The sequence below is a fragment of the Methylobacterium tarhaniae genome (assembly GCF_001043955.1).
Lineage (GTDB): Bacteria > Pseudomonadota > Alphaproteobacteria > Rhizobiales > Beijerinckiaceae > Methylobacterium > Methylobacterium tarhaniae.
In genome coordinates this window covers 1-14,915 of the sequence record NZ_LABZ01000104.1, presented here as the reverse complement: position 1 = coordinate 14,915, position 14,915 = coordinate 1, and the positions used below count along the sequence as shown (strand labels likewise).

The 14,915-nt window shown below is 71.8% G+C and carries 12 protein-coding genes; 6 read left to right on the top strand and 6 right to left on the bottom strand.

Going from position 1 to position 14,915, the window contains the following annotated elements:
* Window positions 1-10 precede the first annotated feature (10 nt).
* Window positions 11-3,484, bottom strand: coding sequence for a carbamoyl-phosphate synthase large subunit (gene carB / locus VQ03_RS15080; RefSeq protein WP_048451704.1), 3,474 nt, complete (start codon window positions 3,482-3,484; stop codon window positions 11-13).
* A 151-nt stretch (window positions 3,485-3,635) separates the two neighbouring features.
* On the opposite strand from carB, the gene VQ03_RS15075 reads away from it, so the two are divergent.
* Both VQ03_RS15075 and VQ03_RS15070 read left to right on the top strand, forming a co-directional pair.
* Window positions 3,636-4,421: an SDR family NAD(P)-dependent oxidoreductase gene (locus VQ03_RS15075; RefSeq protein WP_245292093.1), complete on the top strand. Its 786-nt coding sequence runs from the start codon at window positions 3,636-3,638 to the stop codon at window positions 4,419-4,421.
* A 152-nt stretch (window positions 4,422-4,573) separates the two neighbouring features.
* Window positions 4,574-4,996 carry a GtrA family protein gene (locus tag VQ03_RS15070; RefSeq protein WP_048451703.1) on the top strand — a complete coding sequence of 141 codons (423 nt, stop codon included), beginning with the start codon at window positions 4,574-4,576 and terminating at the stop codon, window positions 4,994-4,996.
* A 223-nt stretch (window positions 4,997-5,219) separates the two neighbouring features.
* On the opposite strand, the gene VQ03_RS15065 is transcribed toward VQ03_RS15070, so the two are convergent.
* The gene (locus VQ03_RS15065; RefSeq protein ID WP_208605518.1) at window positions 5,220-6,548 is read right to left on the bottom strand and encodes a glycosyltransferase family 4 protein; all 1,329 of its coding nucleotides are present in this window, start codon (window positions 6,546-6,548) and stop codon (window positions 5,220-5,222) included.
* Window positions 6,549-6,832: 284 nt separating this feature from the next.
* On the opposite strand from VQ03_RS15065, the gene VQ03_RS15060 reads away from it, so the two are divergent.
* From VQ03_RS15060 to VQ03_RS33080, 4 genes are all read left to right on the top strand, one after another.
* Window positions 6,833-7,495, top strand: coding sequence for a NeuD/PglB/VioB family sugar acetyltransferase (locus VQ03_RS15060; RefSeq protein ID WP_048451702.1), 663 nt, complete (start codon window positions 6,833-6,835; stop codon window positions 7,493-7,495).
* A 5-nt stretch (window positions 7,496-7,500) separates the two neighbouring features.
* Window positions 7,501-8,400, top strand: a complete 900-nt coding sequence (locus tag VQ03_RS31040; RefSeq protein ID WP_053078598.1) for a glycosyltransferase family 2 protein — start codon at window positions 7,501-7,503, stop codon at window positions 8,398-8,400.
* A 64-nt stretch (window positions 8,401-8,464) separates the two neighbouring features.
* Window positions 8,465-9,934: an oligosaccharide flippase family protein gene (locus VQ03_RS15050; protein ID WP_053078597.1), complete on the top strand. Its 1,470-nt coding sequence runs from the start codon at window positions 8,465-8,467 to the stop codon at window positions 9,932-9,934.
* Between the two features lie 156 nt (window positions 9,935-10,090).
* Entirely contained in the window at window positions 10,091-10,405 is a 315-nt protein-coding gene (locus tag VQ03_RS33080; RefSeq protein WP_157064118.1) for a hypothetical protein, read from the top strand.
* A 162-nt stretch (window positions 10,406-10,567) separates the two neighbouring features.
* Here VQ03_RS33080 and VQ03_RS15045 read toward each other — a convergent pair whose 3' ends face one another.
* From VQ03_RS15045 to VQ03_RS15030, 4 genes are all read right to left on the bottom strand, one after another.
* The gene (locus VQ03_RS15045) at window positions 10,568-12,097 is read right to left on the bottom strand and encodes an HlyD family type I secretion periplasmic adaptor subunit (RefSeq protein ID WP_245292092.1); all 1,530 of its coding nucleotides are present in this window, start codon (window positions 12,095-12,097) and stop codon (window positions 10,568-10,570) included.
* Window positions 12,094-14,244, bottom strand: a complete 2,151-nt coding sequence (locus VQ03_RS15040; protein ID WP_048451701.1) for a peptidase domain-containing ABC transporter — start codon at window positions 14,242-14,244, stop codon at window positions 12,094-12,096. The genes VQ03_RS15045 and VQ03_RS15040 overlap by 4 nt, the downstream gene beginning before the upstream one ends.
* Window positions 14,245-14,267: 23 nt before the next feature.
* A complete protein-coding gene (locus VQ03_RS15035) occupies window positions 14,268-14,567 on the bottom strand; it encodes a hypothetical protein (RefSeq protein WP_048451700.1) in 300 nt (99 codons plus the stop codon).
* A gap of 92 nt (window positions 14,568-14,659) precedes the next feature.
* Window positions 14,660-14,915, bottom strand: a 256-nt coding sequence (locus VQ03_RS15030) for a DUF4082 domain-containing protein (protein ID WP_048451699.1), incomplete at its 5' end; no start/stop codon positions are given.

The following is a 14,915-nucleotide window of genomic DNA, read 5'->3' as shown; positions in this document are numbered from 1 at the left end:
CCTTTCGACTTTAAGCCGCGAAATATTCCTGCAGGGCCCGCACCTCGAGATCACCCCCGAGATAGGCCTTGATTCCCTCTGCGGCCGCCATCGCTCCCGCGAGAGTGGTGTAGTACGGCACTTTATGCAAGAGGGCGGCCCGGCGCAGCGACCGCGAGTCGGACAGCGCGCCCGCGCCTTCCGTGGTGTTGAACACCAGGTGGATCTCGCCGTTCTTGATCGCGTCGACCACGTGCGGACGGCCCTCCAGCACCTTGTTGATGCGGGCGGCCGACACGCCGTTCTCGACGAGGTAGCGCTGCGTGCCGGCGGTGGCGAGCACCGTGAAGCCGAGCTCGGCGAGGAGCTTGATCGACGGCAGGATGCGCGCCTTGTCGTCGTCGCGCACCGAGACGAAGACCGTGCCGGCCTTCGGCACCAGGGTGCCGGAGCCGAGCTGGCTCTTGGCGAAGGCGACGCCGAAGCCGCGGTCGAGGCCGATCACCTCACCGGTCGAGCGCATCTCCGGCCCGAGCAGCACGTCGACCCCGGGGAAGCGGGCGAAGGGAAACACCGCTTCCTTGACGGCGATGTGCGGCAGAGTCTTGGGCTTGAGGCCGAACGAGGCGAGGGGCTCGCCGGCCATCACCCGGGCGGCGATCTTGGCGATCGGCTCGCCGATCACCTTGGCGACGAACGGCACGGTGCGCGAGGCCCGCGGGTTCACCTCCAGGACGTAGATCACCCCGTCCTTGATCGCGTACTGGACGTTCATCAGGCCGCCGACCTCCAGCGCCAGCGCGAGGCCGCGGGTCTGGCGCTCCAGCTCGGCGATGGTCTCGGCCGAGAGCGAGCGCGGCGGCAGCGAGCAGGCGGAATCGCCCGAGTGGATGCCCGCTTCCTCGATGTGCTCCATGATTCCGGCGATGAACACGTCCTTGCCGTCGGAGACCGCATCGACGTCGACCTCGATCGCGTCCGACAGGTAGCGGTCGAACAGGAGCGGGTTCTTGCCGAGCACCGTGTTGATCTGGCCGGTCTTGTCGTTGGGGTAGCGCGCCTTGACGTCCGACGGGATCAGGCTCGGCAGGGTGTCGAGGAGATAGTCGGCGAACTGGGTCTCGTCGCGGATGATCGCCATCGCGCGCCCGCCGAGCACGTAGGACGGCCGCACCACGAAGGGCAGGCCGAGATCGGCGGCGATCAGCCGGCTCTGCTCCACCGAATAGGCGATGCCGTTCTTCGGCTGCTTGAGGTGCAGCTTGTCGAGCAGGCGCTTGAAGCGGTCGCGGTCCTCGGCGAGGTCGATCGCGTCCGGCGAGGTGCCGAGGATCGGCACGCCGGCCTCTTCGAGGGCGCGGGCCAGCTTCAGCGGGGTCTGGCCGCCGAACTGCACGATCACGCCGTGCAGCGTGCCGGCCTGCCGCTCGGTCTCGATGATCTCCAGCACGTCCTCGGCGGTCAGCGGCTCGAAATAGAGCCGGTCCGAGGTGTCGTAGTCGGTCGAGACCGTCTCCGGGTTGCAGTTGACCATGATGGTCTCGTAGCCCGCGTCGGTCAGCGCGAAGCAGGCGTGGCAGCAGCAATAGTCGAACTCGATGCCCTGGCCGATCCGGTTCGGGCCGCCGCCGAGGATGATCACCTTCTTCTTGTCCGAGGGCTGGGCCTCGTCAACCACCGCGCCCGCGAACGGGGCGACGTAGGTCGAGTACATGTAGGCGGTCGGCGACTTGAACTCGGCCGCGCAGGTGTCGATCCGCTTGAAGACCGGCCGCACCGACAGCGCCCGGCGGGCGGCGCGCACCGCCCCCTCATCCGTGCCGGCGAGCACGGCGAGGCGCGAGTCGGAGAAGCCCGCGGCTTTGAGTTGGCGGAAGGCACCCTCGGTCTTCGGCAGGCCGAAGCGCTTAACCTTGGTCTCGAGGTCGATGATGCCCTGGAGCTGTTCCAGGAACCACGGGTCGATCTTGCAGGAGGCGTGGACCTCCTCGTGGCTGACGCCGAGGCGCAGGGCCTGCGCCACCTTGAGCAGCCGGTCCGGGGTCGGGGTGCCGATCGCCGCCTTGATGGCGTTGCGGTCGTCGCCCTTGCCGAGGCCCTCGATCTCGATGTCGTCGAGGCCGGTGAGCCCCGTCTCCAGGGAGCGCAGGGCCTTCTGGAGCGACTCGGCGAAGGTGCGGCCGATCGCCATCGCCTCGCCGACCGACTTCATGGCGGTGGTCAGCGTCGGCTCGGCGCCGGGGAACTTCTCGAAGGCGAAGCGCGGGATCTTGGTGACGACGTAGTCGATCGTCGGCTCGAACGAGGCCGGGGTCGCGCCGCCGGTGATGTCGTTGGCGATCTCGTCGAGGGTGTAGCCGACGGCGAGCTTCGCCGCGACCTTGGCGATCGGGAAGCCGGTCGCCTTCGAGGCGAGCGCCGAGGAGCGCGAGACGCGCGGGTTCATCTCGATGACGATCATCCGGCCGGTGGCCGGGTCGACGGCGAACTGCACGTTCGAGCCGCCGGTCTCGACGCCGATCTCGCGGAGCACCGCGAGCGAGGCGTCGCGCATGCGCTGGTATTCCTTGTCGGTCAGCGTCAGCGCCGGGGCGACGGTGATCGAGTCGCCGGTATGCACCCCCATCGGGTCCACGTTCTCGATCGAGCAGACGATGATGCAGTTATCCGCCTTGTCGCGGACGACCTCCATCTCGTACTCCTTCCAGCCGAGGACCGATTCCTCGATCAGGACCTCGTTGGTCGGCGAGGCGTCGATGCCGCGCTCGACGATGTCGAGGAACTCTTCCCGGTTGTAGGCGATGCCGCCGCCGGTGCCGCCCATGGTGAAGGACGGGCGGATGATCGCCGGCAGGCCGACCTCGGCGAGCGCGACGAGCGCCTGGCCGAGCGCGTGCTCGCCGTAGCGCTTGCGCCGGTCGTTCTCGGCCGACGCCCACTTCTTCTCGAAGGCGGCGAGCGCGGCTTTACGGGCATCCGGATCGCTCTCGGCGGCCTCGATGCGGGCGATCTCGGCGAGGTACTTCTCGCGGTCGGCCTTCTTGGCGGCGGAGGCGTTGGCGAGCGCCGATTTCGGGGTCTCGAGCCCGATCTTGGTCATCGCGTCGCGGAAGAGGCTGCGATCCTCCGCCTTGTCGATCGCCTCGGCGGTGGCGCCGATCATCTGCACGCCGAACTTCTCCAGCACGCCCATCCGCTTGAGCGAGAGGGCGCAGTTCAGCGCGGTCTGGCCGCCCATGGTCGGCAGGAGGGCGTCGGGCCGCTCCTTCTCGATGATGCGGGCGACGATCTCCGGGGTGATCGGCTCGACATAGGTGGCGTCGGCGAGATCCGGATCGGTCATGATCGTCGCCGGATTCGAGTTGACCAGGATGATCCGGTAGCCTTCCTCGCGCAGGGCCTTGCAGGCCTGCGTGCCGGAATAGTCGAACTCGCATGCCTGGCCGATGACGATCGGGCCCGCGCCGATGATGAGGATGGAGGAGAGATCGGTGCGCTTGGGCATCGGACGCTTCAGACTCGTGCGGCGCGCTGCCTCGTTCCTCGGATCCGGCGTCTAGGGCCCGGCAGGGCTTCGAGGCGGGAGCGGAACGTACGGAAGCGGCGGGGATTGCGTTGGGCGCCCTTAGCATAGGCGAACAGATCAGGGGAAGGGCGTGACCGACCACGTGGACATTGGGGGAGATGCGCGCTGGACGCTGGTCACCGGCGCGTCGAGCGGGATCGGCCTGGAGATCGCCCAGGCCTTCGCCCGCCTGGGACGGCCGCTGGTGCTGAGCGCCCGGCGCGGCGAGCGCCTGGAGGCCCTGGCCGCGGAGCTGCCGGTGCCGGTCGCGGTGGTGCCGGCCGATCTCGCGGTGCCGGGTGCCGCCGAGGGGCTGGTCGCGGCGATCGAGGCCCGGGGCATCACCCTGCACACCCTCGTCAACAATGCCGGCTTCGGCCTGCGCGGCCGGTTCGGTGCCCTGCCGGCCCGCGACCAAGCCGAGATGGTGGCGGTGAACGTCGCCGCCCCGACGATCCTCAGCTGCCTGGTGCTGCCCGGCCTGGTCGCGCGGCGGGACGGCGGCATCCTCAACGTCGCCTCGACGGTCGCCTACCTGCCGGGCCCCAACATGGCCGCCTACTACGCCAGCAAGGCCTATCTCCTGTCGCTCTCGGAAGCCCTCTACGAGGAGGCGCGGCCGTACGGGGTCGTCGTCACGGCCGTCTGTCCCGGCGCCACCGCGACGGAATTCACGGAGCGGGCCGATGTCGGCGGCACCAAGCGCTTCACCGGCAACGTGATGAAGCCCGAGGCGGTGGCGCGCGCCGCGGTCGCCGGCCACCTCGCCGGGCGGGCGGTGGTGATCCCCGGCGCGGCCAACCGGGCGGCGGTGCTCGGCGCCCGCCTGATGCCGCGCTGGCTCAGCCGAAAGGTGGCGGCCCGCCTGCAAGGATGACCCCGGCTCCGCCGCTTTCGGGTCATCTTCGGTTCAGTGCCGGGCGCTAGACAGGCAGCGGGGTGGCATCGGCCGCCTCGTCGAACCTGATCGTGTGGTCGAGCTGCGTCGTGGCGAGCGAACCGAGATCGAACCCGTGGAACGCCGCCGCCATGGCGGCCCTCGCACGGCAATTCGCGGCCTATATCGGGGTCAGCCTCGCGGCGCTCGGGGTCCATTACGGCCTGCTCGCCACCCTGGTCGAGGTCGGCCGCGCCGACCCGGTGCGGGCGGCGCTCGCCGGCTACCTCGCCGGGGCGGTGGTCTCCTACGGGCTCAACCGCCGCCTGACCTATGCCAGCGCGCGCCCCCATGCCGAGGCGACCTGGCGCTTCGGCATCGTGGCGGCGATCGGCTTCGGGCTGACCTGGCTGATCATGGCGGGGCTCACCCGCGGCCTCGGCCTGCCCTATCTCGCCGCCCAGGTGATGGCGACCGGCGTGGTGGTGTTCTGGAACTTCCTCGGCCACCGGATGTGGACCTTCGCGGCCCGGCCGGTGCCGGCCCTGCCGGAGGAGGCGTCGGGGCTGCGGTGAGGGGGCTCGTCCCCGACATGCCTGCCACCCTCCGGGTCGTTCCGGGGCCGCGAGGCAGAGCCCGGAAATGCGGGGTTCTCCAGAAAAACAGCGGGCGGCGTCCCGCTCCTTTCTTTCCCACCTGAGTGTCTGGATTCCGGGCTCCGCCATCGCGGCCCCGGAATGACAGGGGTCGGTGTCAGCCCTGTCGAGAGAATCCACCGATCGTCGAGGCTTGTGCGCCTCACGATTCCGCCTCCGCCGCCTCCCGCCGCAGGGCGGTCCGCGCCACCCGCACCGTCGCCTTGCCCTCCCGGGCGATCGCCGCCGCGAACAGGCCGCGCAGGGTGGTGGCCAGCGTCCTCAGGTCGTGATGGCGGGCGACGCGGGCGCGGCCCGTCCGGCCCATCGCGGCGAGCGTCGCGTCGTCGGCCCGCAGGATGTCGCGCAAGGCGCCCGTCAGCGCCGCGCCGTCGCCGGGGGGCACGATGCGGCCGCAGGCGTCGTCGACCAGCTCCGGGATGCCCGCTACCGTGGTGGTCACCACCGGGCGCTCCAGCGCCAGGGCTTCGAGCAGCACGATCGGCAGGCCCTCGGCGAAGCTCGGCAGGACCAGGGCGCGGGATTCCGCGATGGCGTCGCGCACCTCGGCGCTGCTGCGCCAGCCGCGCAGCTCGATCAGGTCGCCGACGCCGTGGCGGGCGATCTCGGCCTCGATCGCCGGGCGGCTCTCGCCGTCGCCGATCAGCACCAGCCGGAACGGCGCCTCGGTGTGGCGCAGGCTCGCCACCGCCCCCGGCAGGTAGACCTGCCCCTTCTGCGGGCAGAGCCGGCCGACGCAGATCAGCGTCCGGCTCGCTCCCGCCGGCCGCTCGGAGGGCACGAAGTCCTCGAGGTCGAGGCCGCAGCGCGCCACCGCGATCCGGTCGCGGTGCTGCGCTCCGCCGAAGCGCAGGAGCTGCCCGCGGCAGAAATTCGAGATCGCCACCGCGAAGGCGGCGCCGGACAGCTTGAGGGCGAGGCCGTCCTCGGTGGCGGTGAGGAACTCGTCCGGGCCGTGGGCCGTGAAGCTGTAGGTCGGCCCGCCCATCGTCCGGGCGATCAGCGCCACCGTGGTGGCGTTCGACGAGAAATGCACGTGGGTATGGGCGATGCCCTCCCGGCGCAGGGCGCGCAGGAAGTACACCGCCTCGAGGAAGTAGGCCGCGTGCCGCACCGCGCCGCCTCCGGAACGGGCGAGCCGGGCGGCGAGCCAGGCCCCTCGCAGGAGCGCCGCCGGGCCGGTGACCGCCTGGCTCAGCGCCGCGACCAGGAGCCCGCGCAGGTTGCCGCTGAGGATGTAGTGGGTGCGCGCCTGGTCGGCGACATCGTCGGGATCGACCAGGGGCTGGTGCCAGCGCCGGAGCGCGAAGCGCCGAACGGTGACGCCCTGCGCCTCCAAAGCCGCCATCTCGCGCCGGATGAAGGTCGAGCTGGTCACCGGGGCGGTGTTGACCAGATAGGCGACCGTCATCGGGTCGGTCGTCCCGAGGCCGTTCGTCCTGGAGGCGCTCGTCACGGAGGCGCTCGTCATGGAGGCGTTCGTCCTGGAGGCGCTCGTCATTGGGCGGGTATGCTCCCGAGATGTCGTTTCGCGCGCGAGTGGCGTTCCCGCGCCGCGTGATGGTCGTCGAGCAGCCTAGGGGCTGTATCCTCCCGCGGGAGCGGCGGAATTCGGCGGCGCTTCTGCCCAGAAGGGCGGGCGGGTTTACACCTTTCGGAGGCCCCGTCGCCGACGATTGCGACGCTTACCCTGCGGACAGGGCCGGCTAGCCTGATGGGAGCCGCGGCACGACCCGGCCCAGCTTCGGCACAGCCATGCAACGCCCCCTGATCATCCTCGGCACCGGCGGCAACGCCCTCGACATCCTGGACCTCGTCGAGAGCCTGTCCGGCCCCCGGCCGGCACCCTGGCGGGTGGCAGGCTTCCTCGACGATGCGAGGCCCGAGGGCGACCGCGTCGCCGGGCTGCCTGTGCTCGGGCGCCTCGCCGAGGCACGGCGCCTCGCCGAGGATCCCGAGGCGGCCTTCGTCAACGCCATCGGCAGCGAGGCCAGCCACCGCGAGCGGCTGGCGATCGTCGCCGGGACCGGGCTCGACCCTCGGCGCTTCGCCACCCTGATCCATGCCGGCGCCGCGGTCTCGTCGCGGGCGGTGCTCGGTCCCGGGACCTGCATCCACGCCGGCGCCAGCGTCGCCGGCAACGTCGTCGCGGGCCTGCACGTCGCCGTCGGGCCCGGCGCAATCGTCGGGCACGACACGGTGATCGAGGACGGGGCGGTGCTCGCGCCGGGCTGCGTCGTCAGCGGCTTCGTGCGCCTCGGGCGGTCCTGCTACGTCGGGGCGGGCAGCGCCCTGCGCCAGCGCGTGGCGATCGGCGAGCGGGCGCTCGTCGGCCTCGGGGCCGTGGTCCTGCGCGACGTGCCGGCGGGGGCGACGGTGGTGGGCAACCCCGCCCGCCTCCTGCGGATGGGGGCTTGAGCGCCATGCGCGGCTCCCCCCGCGTCTCGGTCGTGCTGCCGCTCCGGGTGGGCCTGCCCGTCGGGCCGGCCTTGGCGTCCCTGCGCGACCAGACCTTCGGCGATTACGAGGTGCTGGCGGTCGGCGACGGGGCGGCCGAGGCCGCGTCCCTCGCCGCCGACCCGCGGGTGCGCGCCTTGCGCGGCGAGAGCGCCGGGCGCAGCGCCGCCCGCAACCGCGGCGTGACGGCGGCCCGGGCCGAGTGGGTGGCCTTCCTCGATCCCGGCGATGCGTGGCGGGAGGATCACCTTGCCGAGCTCGTCGCCGCGACCCGCTTCGGCGACGCCGTCGCGGTGTTCGGCAATCCTCTCCTGGGGGAGGCCGGCCGGCCGCTCCTGCCGATGAGCGTCCCGTCGGGCCGCATCTCCGACCCGTTCGACTTCGCGCTTCGGATCGGGGCCGCGCCGCTGCGGGCGAGCGCCGCGCTGATCGAGCGGGCGGCGGCGATCGATGCCGGGCTGTTCCCGTGCCGGTGCGGCGGCGGGCCGGAGCTCGACCTGTGGGGCCGCCTCGCCCTGCAGGGGCTGTTTCGCTACGTCGCCCGGCCGACGGCGGTGCTGGCGCCGTCGGCGCCGTCGCGGCGCGTGCCGGCATCGCCGCTCCTGGCCGCCACCCTGGCGAGGCTCCTCGGCGAGGGCGCGGTGCCGGCCGAGCTCGTGCCCTCCGCGCGCCGCTGCCGCAACCGGCTGCTGCTCGACCATGCCCGGCGGCTCGCCGATCTCGGCCGGCCGGCCGAGGCGCGGCTGGTGCTGGCGCGGGACTGCGTCCCCGGCCTCGATCCGGCGCGCTACCTCGCGGCCCTCGTCCGCGTCTGGCGGGCGGCCCGGGCCTGGCCGGCGCCGGGGGCGCTCGCCGGCTCGCCCTGATCCGCCCGCGCCTCCACGACACGGTTCCGACCACAGGGAATGTCCAACCCCCAAGGAATTCTTGATGAGCCTCGTCAAGCGCGCTGTCCTGCTGGTCTCGGGCGAGCGCTACCTCGTCCTCACGATTACCCTGTGCCAGACCGCCCTGGTCTCGCGCCTGCTCACCCCGGAGGAGGTCGGCCTGTCGATGCTCGGGGTCGCGCTGGTGCAGGTCATCGACGGCATGCGCGATTTCGGCACCACCAACTACATCATCCACGAACCGACGACCTCGCAGCAGAGCGCCCGCACCGCCTTCACGGTGCTCCTCGCCCTGTCGGCCTTCTTCGCGGTGGTGCTGTTCGGCTCGGCCGGGCTGTGGGCCCGGCTCTACGGCCAGCCCCTGCTCGAATCCTACCTGCGGGTGCTGGCCCTGAGCTTCCTGCTGGTGCCGTTCTCCGGACCCCTGACGGCCCTGATGCGCCGGGACTTCCAGTTCGCCTCCCTGATGTGGGTCAATGTCGGCACCTGCCTGACCTACGCGGTGGTGCTGGTCGCGCTGGCGCTCCTCGGATTCGGGGCGATGAGCTTCGCCTGGGCCATGGTCGCGAGCGCGGCCGCCACGGTGGCCCTGAGCCTCGCCTGCCGGCCGGAGCCGGGGGTCTACCGGCCCAGCCTGCAGGGCTGGCGCACGGCCCTGGCGATCGGCGGCTTCTCCAGCGTGACGACGCTCCTGAACCGCGCCTACGACCTCCTGCCGATCTTCCTCCTCGGCCGCGTCGGCGGGCCCGACCTCGTCGGCCTCTACGGCCGGGCGCAGGTGGTGAGCCAGCTTCCCGACAGGATGATCCTCGGCAGCCTCGGCTCGGTGATCCTGCCGATGTTCGCCGCCGACCGGCGCGACGGGCGGGCGCTGGCGCCGACCTATCTCGCCTCGATCGGCAACATCACGGCGGTGCTCTGGCCGGTGGCCCTGCTCCTGGCGCTCATCGCCCAGCCGGTGGTGCTGGTGCTGCTCGGCTCGCAGTGGCTCGCCAGCGTGCCGATCGTCCAGGTGCTGTCGCTCGCCTCGATGCTGACCTTCCCGGCGATGCTGACCTATCCCGTGCTCCTGGCGAGCGGCGGCCTGCGCGACACCCTGACGGCGAGCCTGATCGGCCTGCCGCCGAGCGCCGCCATCATCGCCGCGGCGGCTTCCGGAGGGCCGCTCGCGGTGGCGGCGACCCAGTTCATCACCGTGCCGCTCCAGGTCGGGATCGCCCTCTACTTCATCCGCCGCCGGGTGCCGTTCAGCCTCCGCGACTTCCTCGGCGCGATCCGGATCAGCGCCCTCGTCACGGTCGCGACGGCCCTGCCGCCGCTCGCCGTCATCGCCCTGTCCGGCCGCGGCTTCGCCCTCACCATCCCGCAGGGCGTGCTCGCCGGGTTCGGCGGCGCCGGCGCCTGGCTCGTCGCCATGCTGCTCCTCGACCATCCGGTGGCCGGGCATGTCCGCGAGACGATCCGGCCGATGATGGTGATGCTGCGGGCGCGGGTGGTGCGGGTCGGGCGGTAGGCTTGCCGCCCGCGACGCGGACCGCCTTGGGCGGCGAGGGACCCTCTATGCCGGGCGCGATCGCCCGGTCCAGTCGAAGCTGCGTCCAAACACCTGATCTTACGGCCGGATCTTCAAGCGCGGGATCGCCCGGAGAGGGGGATCCGCGCCACAGCGATGGCCGCCTCGTTCCATCCGCAAGGGACCGCGAAGCCGGTGAGCAACGAATACCAATGGCCCAAGCTGCTGACGCATCAGACCCTTGATTCACCTCGAATTTTTCGACGCCAGGCCCCGAAGTCCGGGATCTCGGGCGTGGCGAGAATTCGAGAACGGGACCGAAGATCGTTGTCTTTCGACCGTCGGCATCGCGCCCTGTCCGAAAGCCTGTGCGACCCCGAGGCGTGCAGCGACGCGATCGTCGACAACGACGATCTCGCCCGCCAGCGTCTCGCCCTGCGCACAGGGAGAGGGTTGACCGGGGACGGCTGATCGCGCGCGGTCAACCTGCCGTAAGCTCCGCTTTGCCCCGGCTCTCTTCCGCGTCGCTTCAGGCGTCCAGGGCGGGGAGGGCGCATGACCGGAGGCGGGGCGTGAGCCGTGGCGACGGTCGCACCGCTTGGCGGCAATGACGCGCCCGGCACGGTCACCCCCTCAGGGCTCCCGGATTCCCTCATCCGCCACCTGCATCAGCGGATACAGGAAGTACGCGATCACCCGCTTCTGCCCGACCTGGACCTCGCCCTGCACCGCCATGCCGGGGATCAGGCCGGCGCCCGAGGGCAGGGCGCGCAAAGCCGTGTCGTCGAGGCTGATGCGGGCGCGGTAGAACAGGGCAGGGGGCTGGCCCGGCCCGGGATTGCCGCGTCCCTCCGCGTCGGAGGGGAAGGCGTCGCGGCTCACCGTGCGGACGTGGCCCGTGACCGTCCCGTGCTTCTGGAACGGGAAGGCGTCGAGCTTCACCCGGGCCGTCTGGCCCGCGGCGACGTGGCCGATGTCGCGGGGATGGATCATCACCTCGGCCTCCAGCGGGCTGCCCGCCGGCACCAGGGTGAAGAGCGGTTCGGCCTGCTTCGCCACCGAGCCGGCGCCGCGCTGGGCGACATCGAGCACGATGCCGTCGGCGGGGGCCGTCAGCGTCACGAGCTGGCGGCGCAGGGTCGCCTTGCGCAGTTCCTCGGCCGCGACGGTGCGCTTCTCGCGCGCCTCCGCCAGGGCTTCGAGCACGGTGCGGCCGGTCTCGTCGAGGAAGGCCTGGCGCTGCGCCGTCGCCTTGGCGAGGTCGTGGCGCGCCTCCACTTGCGCGCCGCGGGTGCGCACCAGCGAGGCCTCGACGTCGAGGCGGGCGTCGCGGGTCTGGAGCAGGTTGAGCTTCGAGCCGATCTGCTGCTCCAGGAGCGTGGTGCGCATCCCCTCGATCTCCCGCAATCCGTCGAGGCGGGCGAGCAGCACCGCCTCCTCGCGTCGGTTGCGGTTGAGGCTCGATTCGGCCCGGGCCAGCTCCTCGTCGAGGCCGCGCAGGCGGCTCTCGCGGAGCGCTTTTCGCTGGCGGGCGAGGCGGGCCTCGAGCGCCTGCTCGGGGCGGGCCATGTCGAAGGCGACCTCGCGCTCGTCGAACTCGGCCTCCAGCCGGGCCACGAGGGCCTCCGCCGCGGCGAGCCGGGCGGTGAGCTGCTGCACGTCGGCCTCGCTGAAGGTCGGGTCGAGCACCGCCAGCGTCTCGCCGGCCTTGACCGACTGGCCGACCGCGACGGCGATCGAGCGGATCGCCGCCGTCTCCAGCGGCTGGACGACGATGTTCGGCACCGTGGTGACGAGGCGGCCCCGCGCGCTCGCCACCTCGTCGATCTCCGACAGGCACGACCAGGCGACGCCGGTCGCCAGCAGGGCGGCGACGGCGTAGAGCGTCGCCCGGGCGACCCGCGGCGGCGCCCGCTCCTCGACCGCCAGGGCGTCGGGCTGGAAATCCGAGACGACCGCCGGCCGGCGCCGGGAGGGCAGCATCACCACCTCGCCGCGGGGCGGCGCCTTGGCGGGGGCCGGACCGGAGGCGGGGTCCCGGTCCGGCACGGCGGCGAGGGGCGGCCGGGCGGTCTCGTCGGGATCGGCCTGCGGCCCGGGATCATCCCGGGACTTGGTAATATCCTGGGACTTGGGACTACCCTGGGACTTGGGGGCGCTCATGCGGCCTGCCTCGTCTGCTGGTTCCACAGGTGGCGGTAGGTCGTGCAGGAGGTCAGCAGCTGGTCGTGCCGCCCGGTCGCGACGAGGCGCCCGCCGTCGATCACCAGGATCGCGTTGGCGTCGACCAGGGTGGCGAGGCGGTGCGAGACGATCAGCACCGTGCGGCCCCGGGCGATCCGGCGCAGGTTGCGGCGGATGATCGCCTCGCTGTCGGGATCGAGGGCGCTGGTCGCCTCGTCGAGGATCAGGAGCCGCGGATCGGTGACGAGGGCCCGGGCGATGGCGAGGCGCTGGCGCTGCCCGCCCGAGAGGTTCGAGGCGTTCTCCTCCAGCATCGTCTCGAAGCCGCGCGGCAGCCGCTCGATGAACTCGTCGGCCCCTGCGGCGCGGGCGGCCTCGGCGATCTCTTCGAAGCTCGCCGAGGGCTTGGCCGCCGCGATGTTCTCCCGCACCGTGCCGCGGAACAGGAAGCTGTCCTGGAGCACCACGCCGACCTGGCGGCGCAGATGGGCGAGGTCGATCTCGCGGATGTCGTGCCCGTCGAGGCGCACCAGCCCCTGCTGGACGGGATAGAGCCGCTGGATCAGCCGGGTGATGGTGGTCTTGCCCGAGCCGCTGCGCCCGACGACGCCCACGATGCTGCCGGCTTCCAGGGTGAACGACACCGAATCGAGGGCGGGCGGCCGGTCGGGTCCGTAGGCGAAGCGCACGTCCTCGAAGGTGATCTCGCCGCGCACCGGCGGGCACAGGCCCCGAGTTTTTCCACCCATCGGCCCCTCCGCCTCGGGCGCCCGGTTCATCACCTCGCCGAGCATCCGTACCGAGAGGGCGACCTCCTGGTACTCGTGCGCCATGGTGAGCATCTGGACCAGCGGCCCGGAGACGCGTCCGGCCAGCATGTTGAAGGCGACGAGCGCCCCGACCGTCATCGAGCGGTCGAACACGTCGAGCGCGCCGAGGCCGATGATCGCGACGCTCGTGAGCTTCTCCAGGAGGCCCGTCGCGGCCTGCGCGATGGCCGAGATCCGCTCGACGCCGTAGCGCATCTGCACGGCCTGGGCCGAGGCGTCCTCCCACTGGCGGCCCTGCAGCGGCTCCATCGCCAGGGACTTGATGGTGCGCATGCCCTGGACCGACTCGACGAGCAGCGCCTGGCGTTCGCCCTCCGCGTCGTAGAGCGCCTGGAGCCGGCGCCGGAACGGCCCGATCAGGGCCGCGATGGTGAGCGCGACGAGGCCGGTGAAGGCCAGCACCACCAGGGTCAGCTTCGGGCTGTAGAGCAGCAGCACCGGGATGAAGACGAGGAGCGAGCAGGCATCGAGCGCGGTGGTGAGGAGCCGCCCGGTCAGGAACTCGCGCACCCGCGAGGCCTGCTGCATGTGCTTGACCAGGATGCCCGCCGGCACCTGCTCGAAATGGGCGAGCGGCAATCCGAGGAGATGGGCGAAGGTCTTCACCGCGACCCGGATGTCGATCCGGTTCGAGGCGTAGAGCAGGAGGTAGCGCCGGAGGAAGGTGAAGCAGGCCTCGAAGACCAGGGCCAGCACCACTCCGCCGGCGAGCACCGTGAGCGTCGCGTAGGATTCGTGGGTCAGCACCCGGTCGATGACGAGCTGCGAGAACAGCGGCACCGCGAGGCCGACGGCGTAGAGCGCGAGCGCCGCCACGATCACGTCGGAGAACAGCCGGCGCTGGCGCAGGATCTCGGGTACGAACCACAGGAGGCCGAACGGGCGGCGGCCATCCGCCGTGCGCCGTCGCGCCTTCGGGCGCATCAGCAGCACCTCGCCGCCCCAGGCGGCGCAGAAGGCGGGTTCGTCGAGGATGAACGGCTCGTGCCTGGCGGCTTTGGGGTCGAACACGACGAGGCGCGGCGCCTCGGCCTGCCGGTCGGTGCCGGTGACGACGACCCAGTTGCCGTTTCGCAGGCGCGCGAGCGCCGGGAAGGCGCCGCCGAGATCGGTGAGGGCGGAGAAGGACAGGCGGGTGCGGCCGGCCCTGAGGCCGACCTCCCGTGCCATGCGGGTCAGGCGCGACGGGGAGACCGCCTCGTCCCCCACCGCATAGGCGTGGGCGAGGCGCTCCGGATCGAGGTCGACGCCGTGGTGGCGCGCGACGGCGACGAGGCAATGCAGTCCGGTATCCACGGCGGCGCCCGGGTTCGAGGGGATCAGGAGAAGTTCGGCGAGGTGTTTCGCCCCGGGCGGGCGCCGGCGAAGGGCGCCGCGTCGCGTGGCTGCTGGCCCGGGCTGATGACGCCGGATTCGATCAGGCTGTTCTTGACCTGCTGCATCAGGTCGGCGGCGTTGGCGAAGGCGTCGGCCGGCAGGATCAGGCGCTGGCGCAGGACCGGCACCGGGTTGCCGTGTGCGTCGCGCTCGGAGGGCGACAGGCTCATCAGGTCGACCCGGACGATCGAGCCGGTCACGGTGATCTCGCTGATGCCGTCCGTGTAGGTTTCGGTGACCATGATGGTTCTCCCCGTGCGATGTTCAGATCGCGTTGCTGTTTTCGTTGCTTCGTTCCATCCGCAGCCTCGGGACGAGGCCGCGGATCGGATGCTCACGCCGCCGCCGACGGGTTGAAGACGACGTCGACCCAGTAATTGGTCTGGTTGTAGGTGTTGGTCGGGAACAGGCTGGAGCTGCCATAGGCGTAGACGCCGTTGCCGGAGGACGGCGCGGTGAGCGGGCCGCTGGTCACGGCGTTGGCGAAGCCGTTGGCGCTCTGCGAGTAGCGCCCCGTATTGGTGTGGTAGGACGCCGTGTAGGTGGCGCCGGGCGTGAGCGTCACCGGATTCGAGAAGGTGGCGGTCTGC

Bases quoted from the DNA above. Each gene is read 5' to 3' on its own strand.
- carB (WP_048451704.1), bottom strand. From the start codon at position 3,484: ATGCCCAAGCGCACCGATCTCTCCTCCATCCTCATCATCGGCGCGGGC.
- VQ03_RS15070 (WP_048451703.1), top strand. From the start codon at position 4,574: ATGGCGGCCCTCGCACGGCAATTCGCGGCCTATATCGGGGTCAGCCTC.
- VQ03_RS15065 (WP_208605518.1), bottom strand. From the start codon at position 6,548: ATGACGAGCGCCTCCGTGACGAGCGCCTCCAGGACGAACGGCCTCGGG.
- VQ03_RS15060 (WP_048451702.1), top strand. From the start codon at position 6,833: ATGCAACGCCCCCTGATCATCCTCGGCACCGGCGGCAACGCCCTCGAC.
- VQ03_RS31040 (WP_053078598.1), top strand. From the start codon at position 7,501: ATGCGCGGCTCCCCCCGCGTCTCGGTCGTGCTGCCGCTCCGGGTGGGC.
- VQ03_RS15050 (WP_053078597.1), top strand. From the start codon at position 8,465: ATGAGCCTCGTCAAGCGCGCTGTCCTGCTGGTCTCGGGCGAGCGCTAC.
- VQ03_RS33080 (WP_157064118.1), top strand. From the start codon at position 10,091: ATGGCCGCCTCGTTCCATCCGCAAGGGACCGCGAAGCCGGTGAGCAAC.
- VQ03_RS15045 (WP_245292092.1), bottom strand. From the start codon at position 12,097: ATGAGCGCCCCCAAGTCCCAGGGTAGTCCCAAGTCCCAGGATATTACC.
- VQ03_RS15035 (WP_048451700.1), bottom strand. From the start codon at position 14,567: ATGGTCACCGAAACCTACACGGACGGCATCAGCGAGATCACCGTGACC.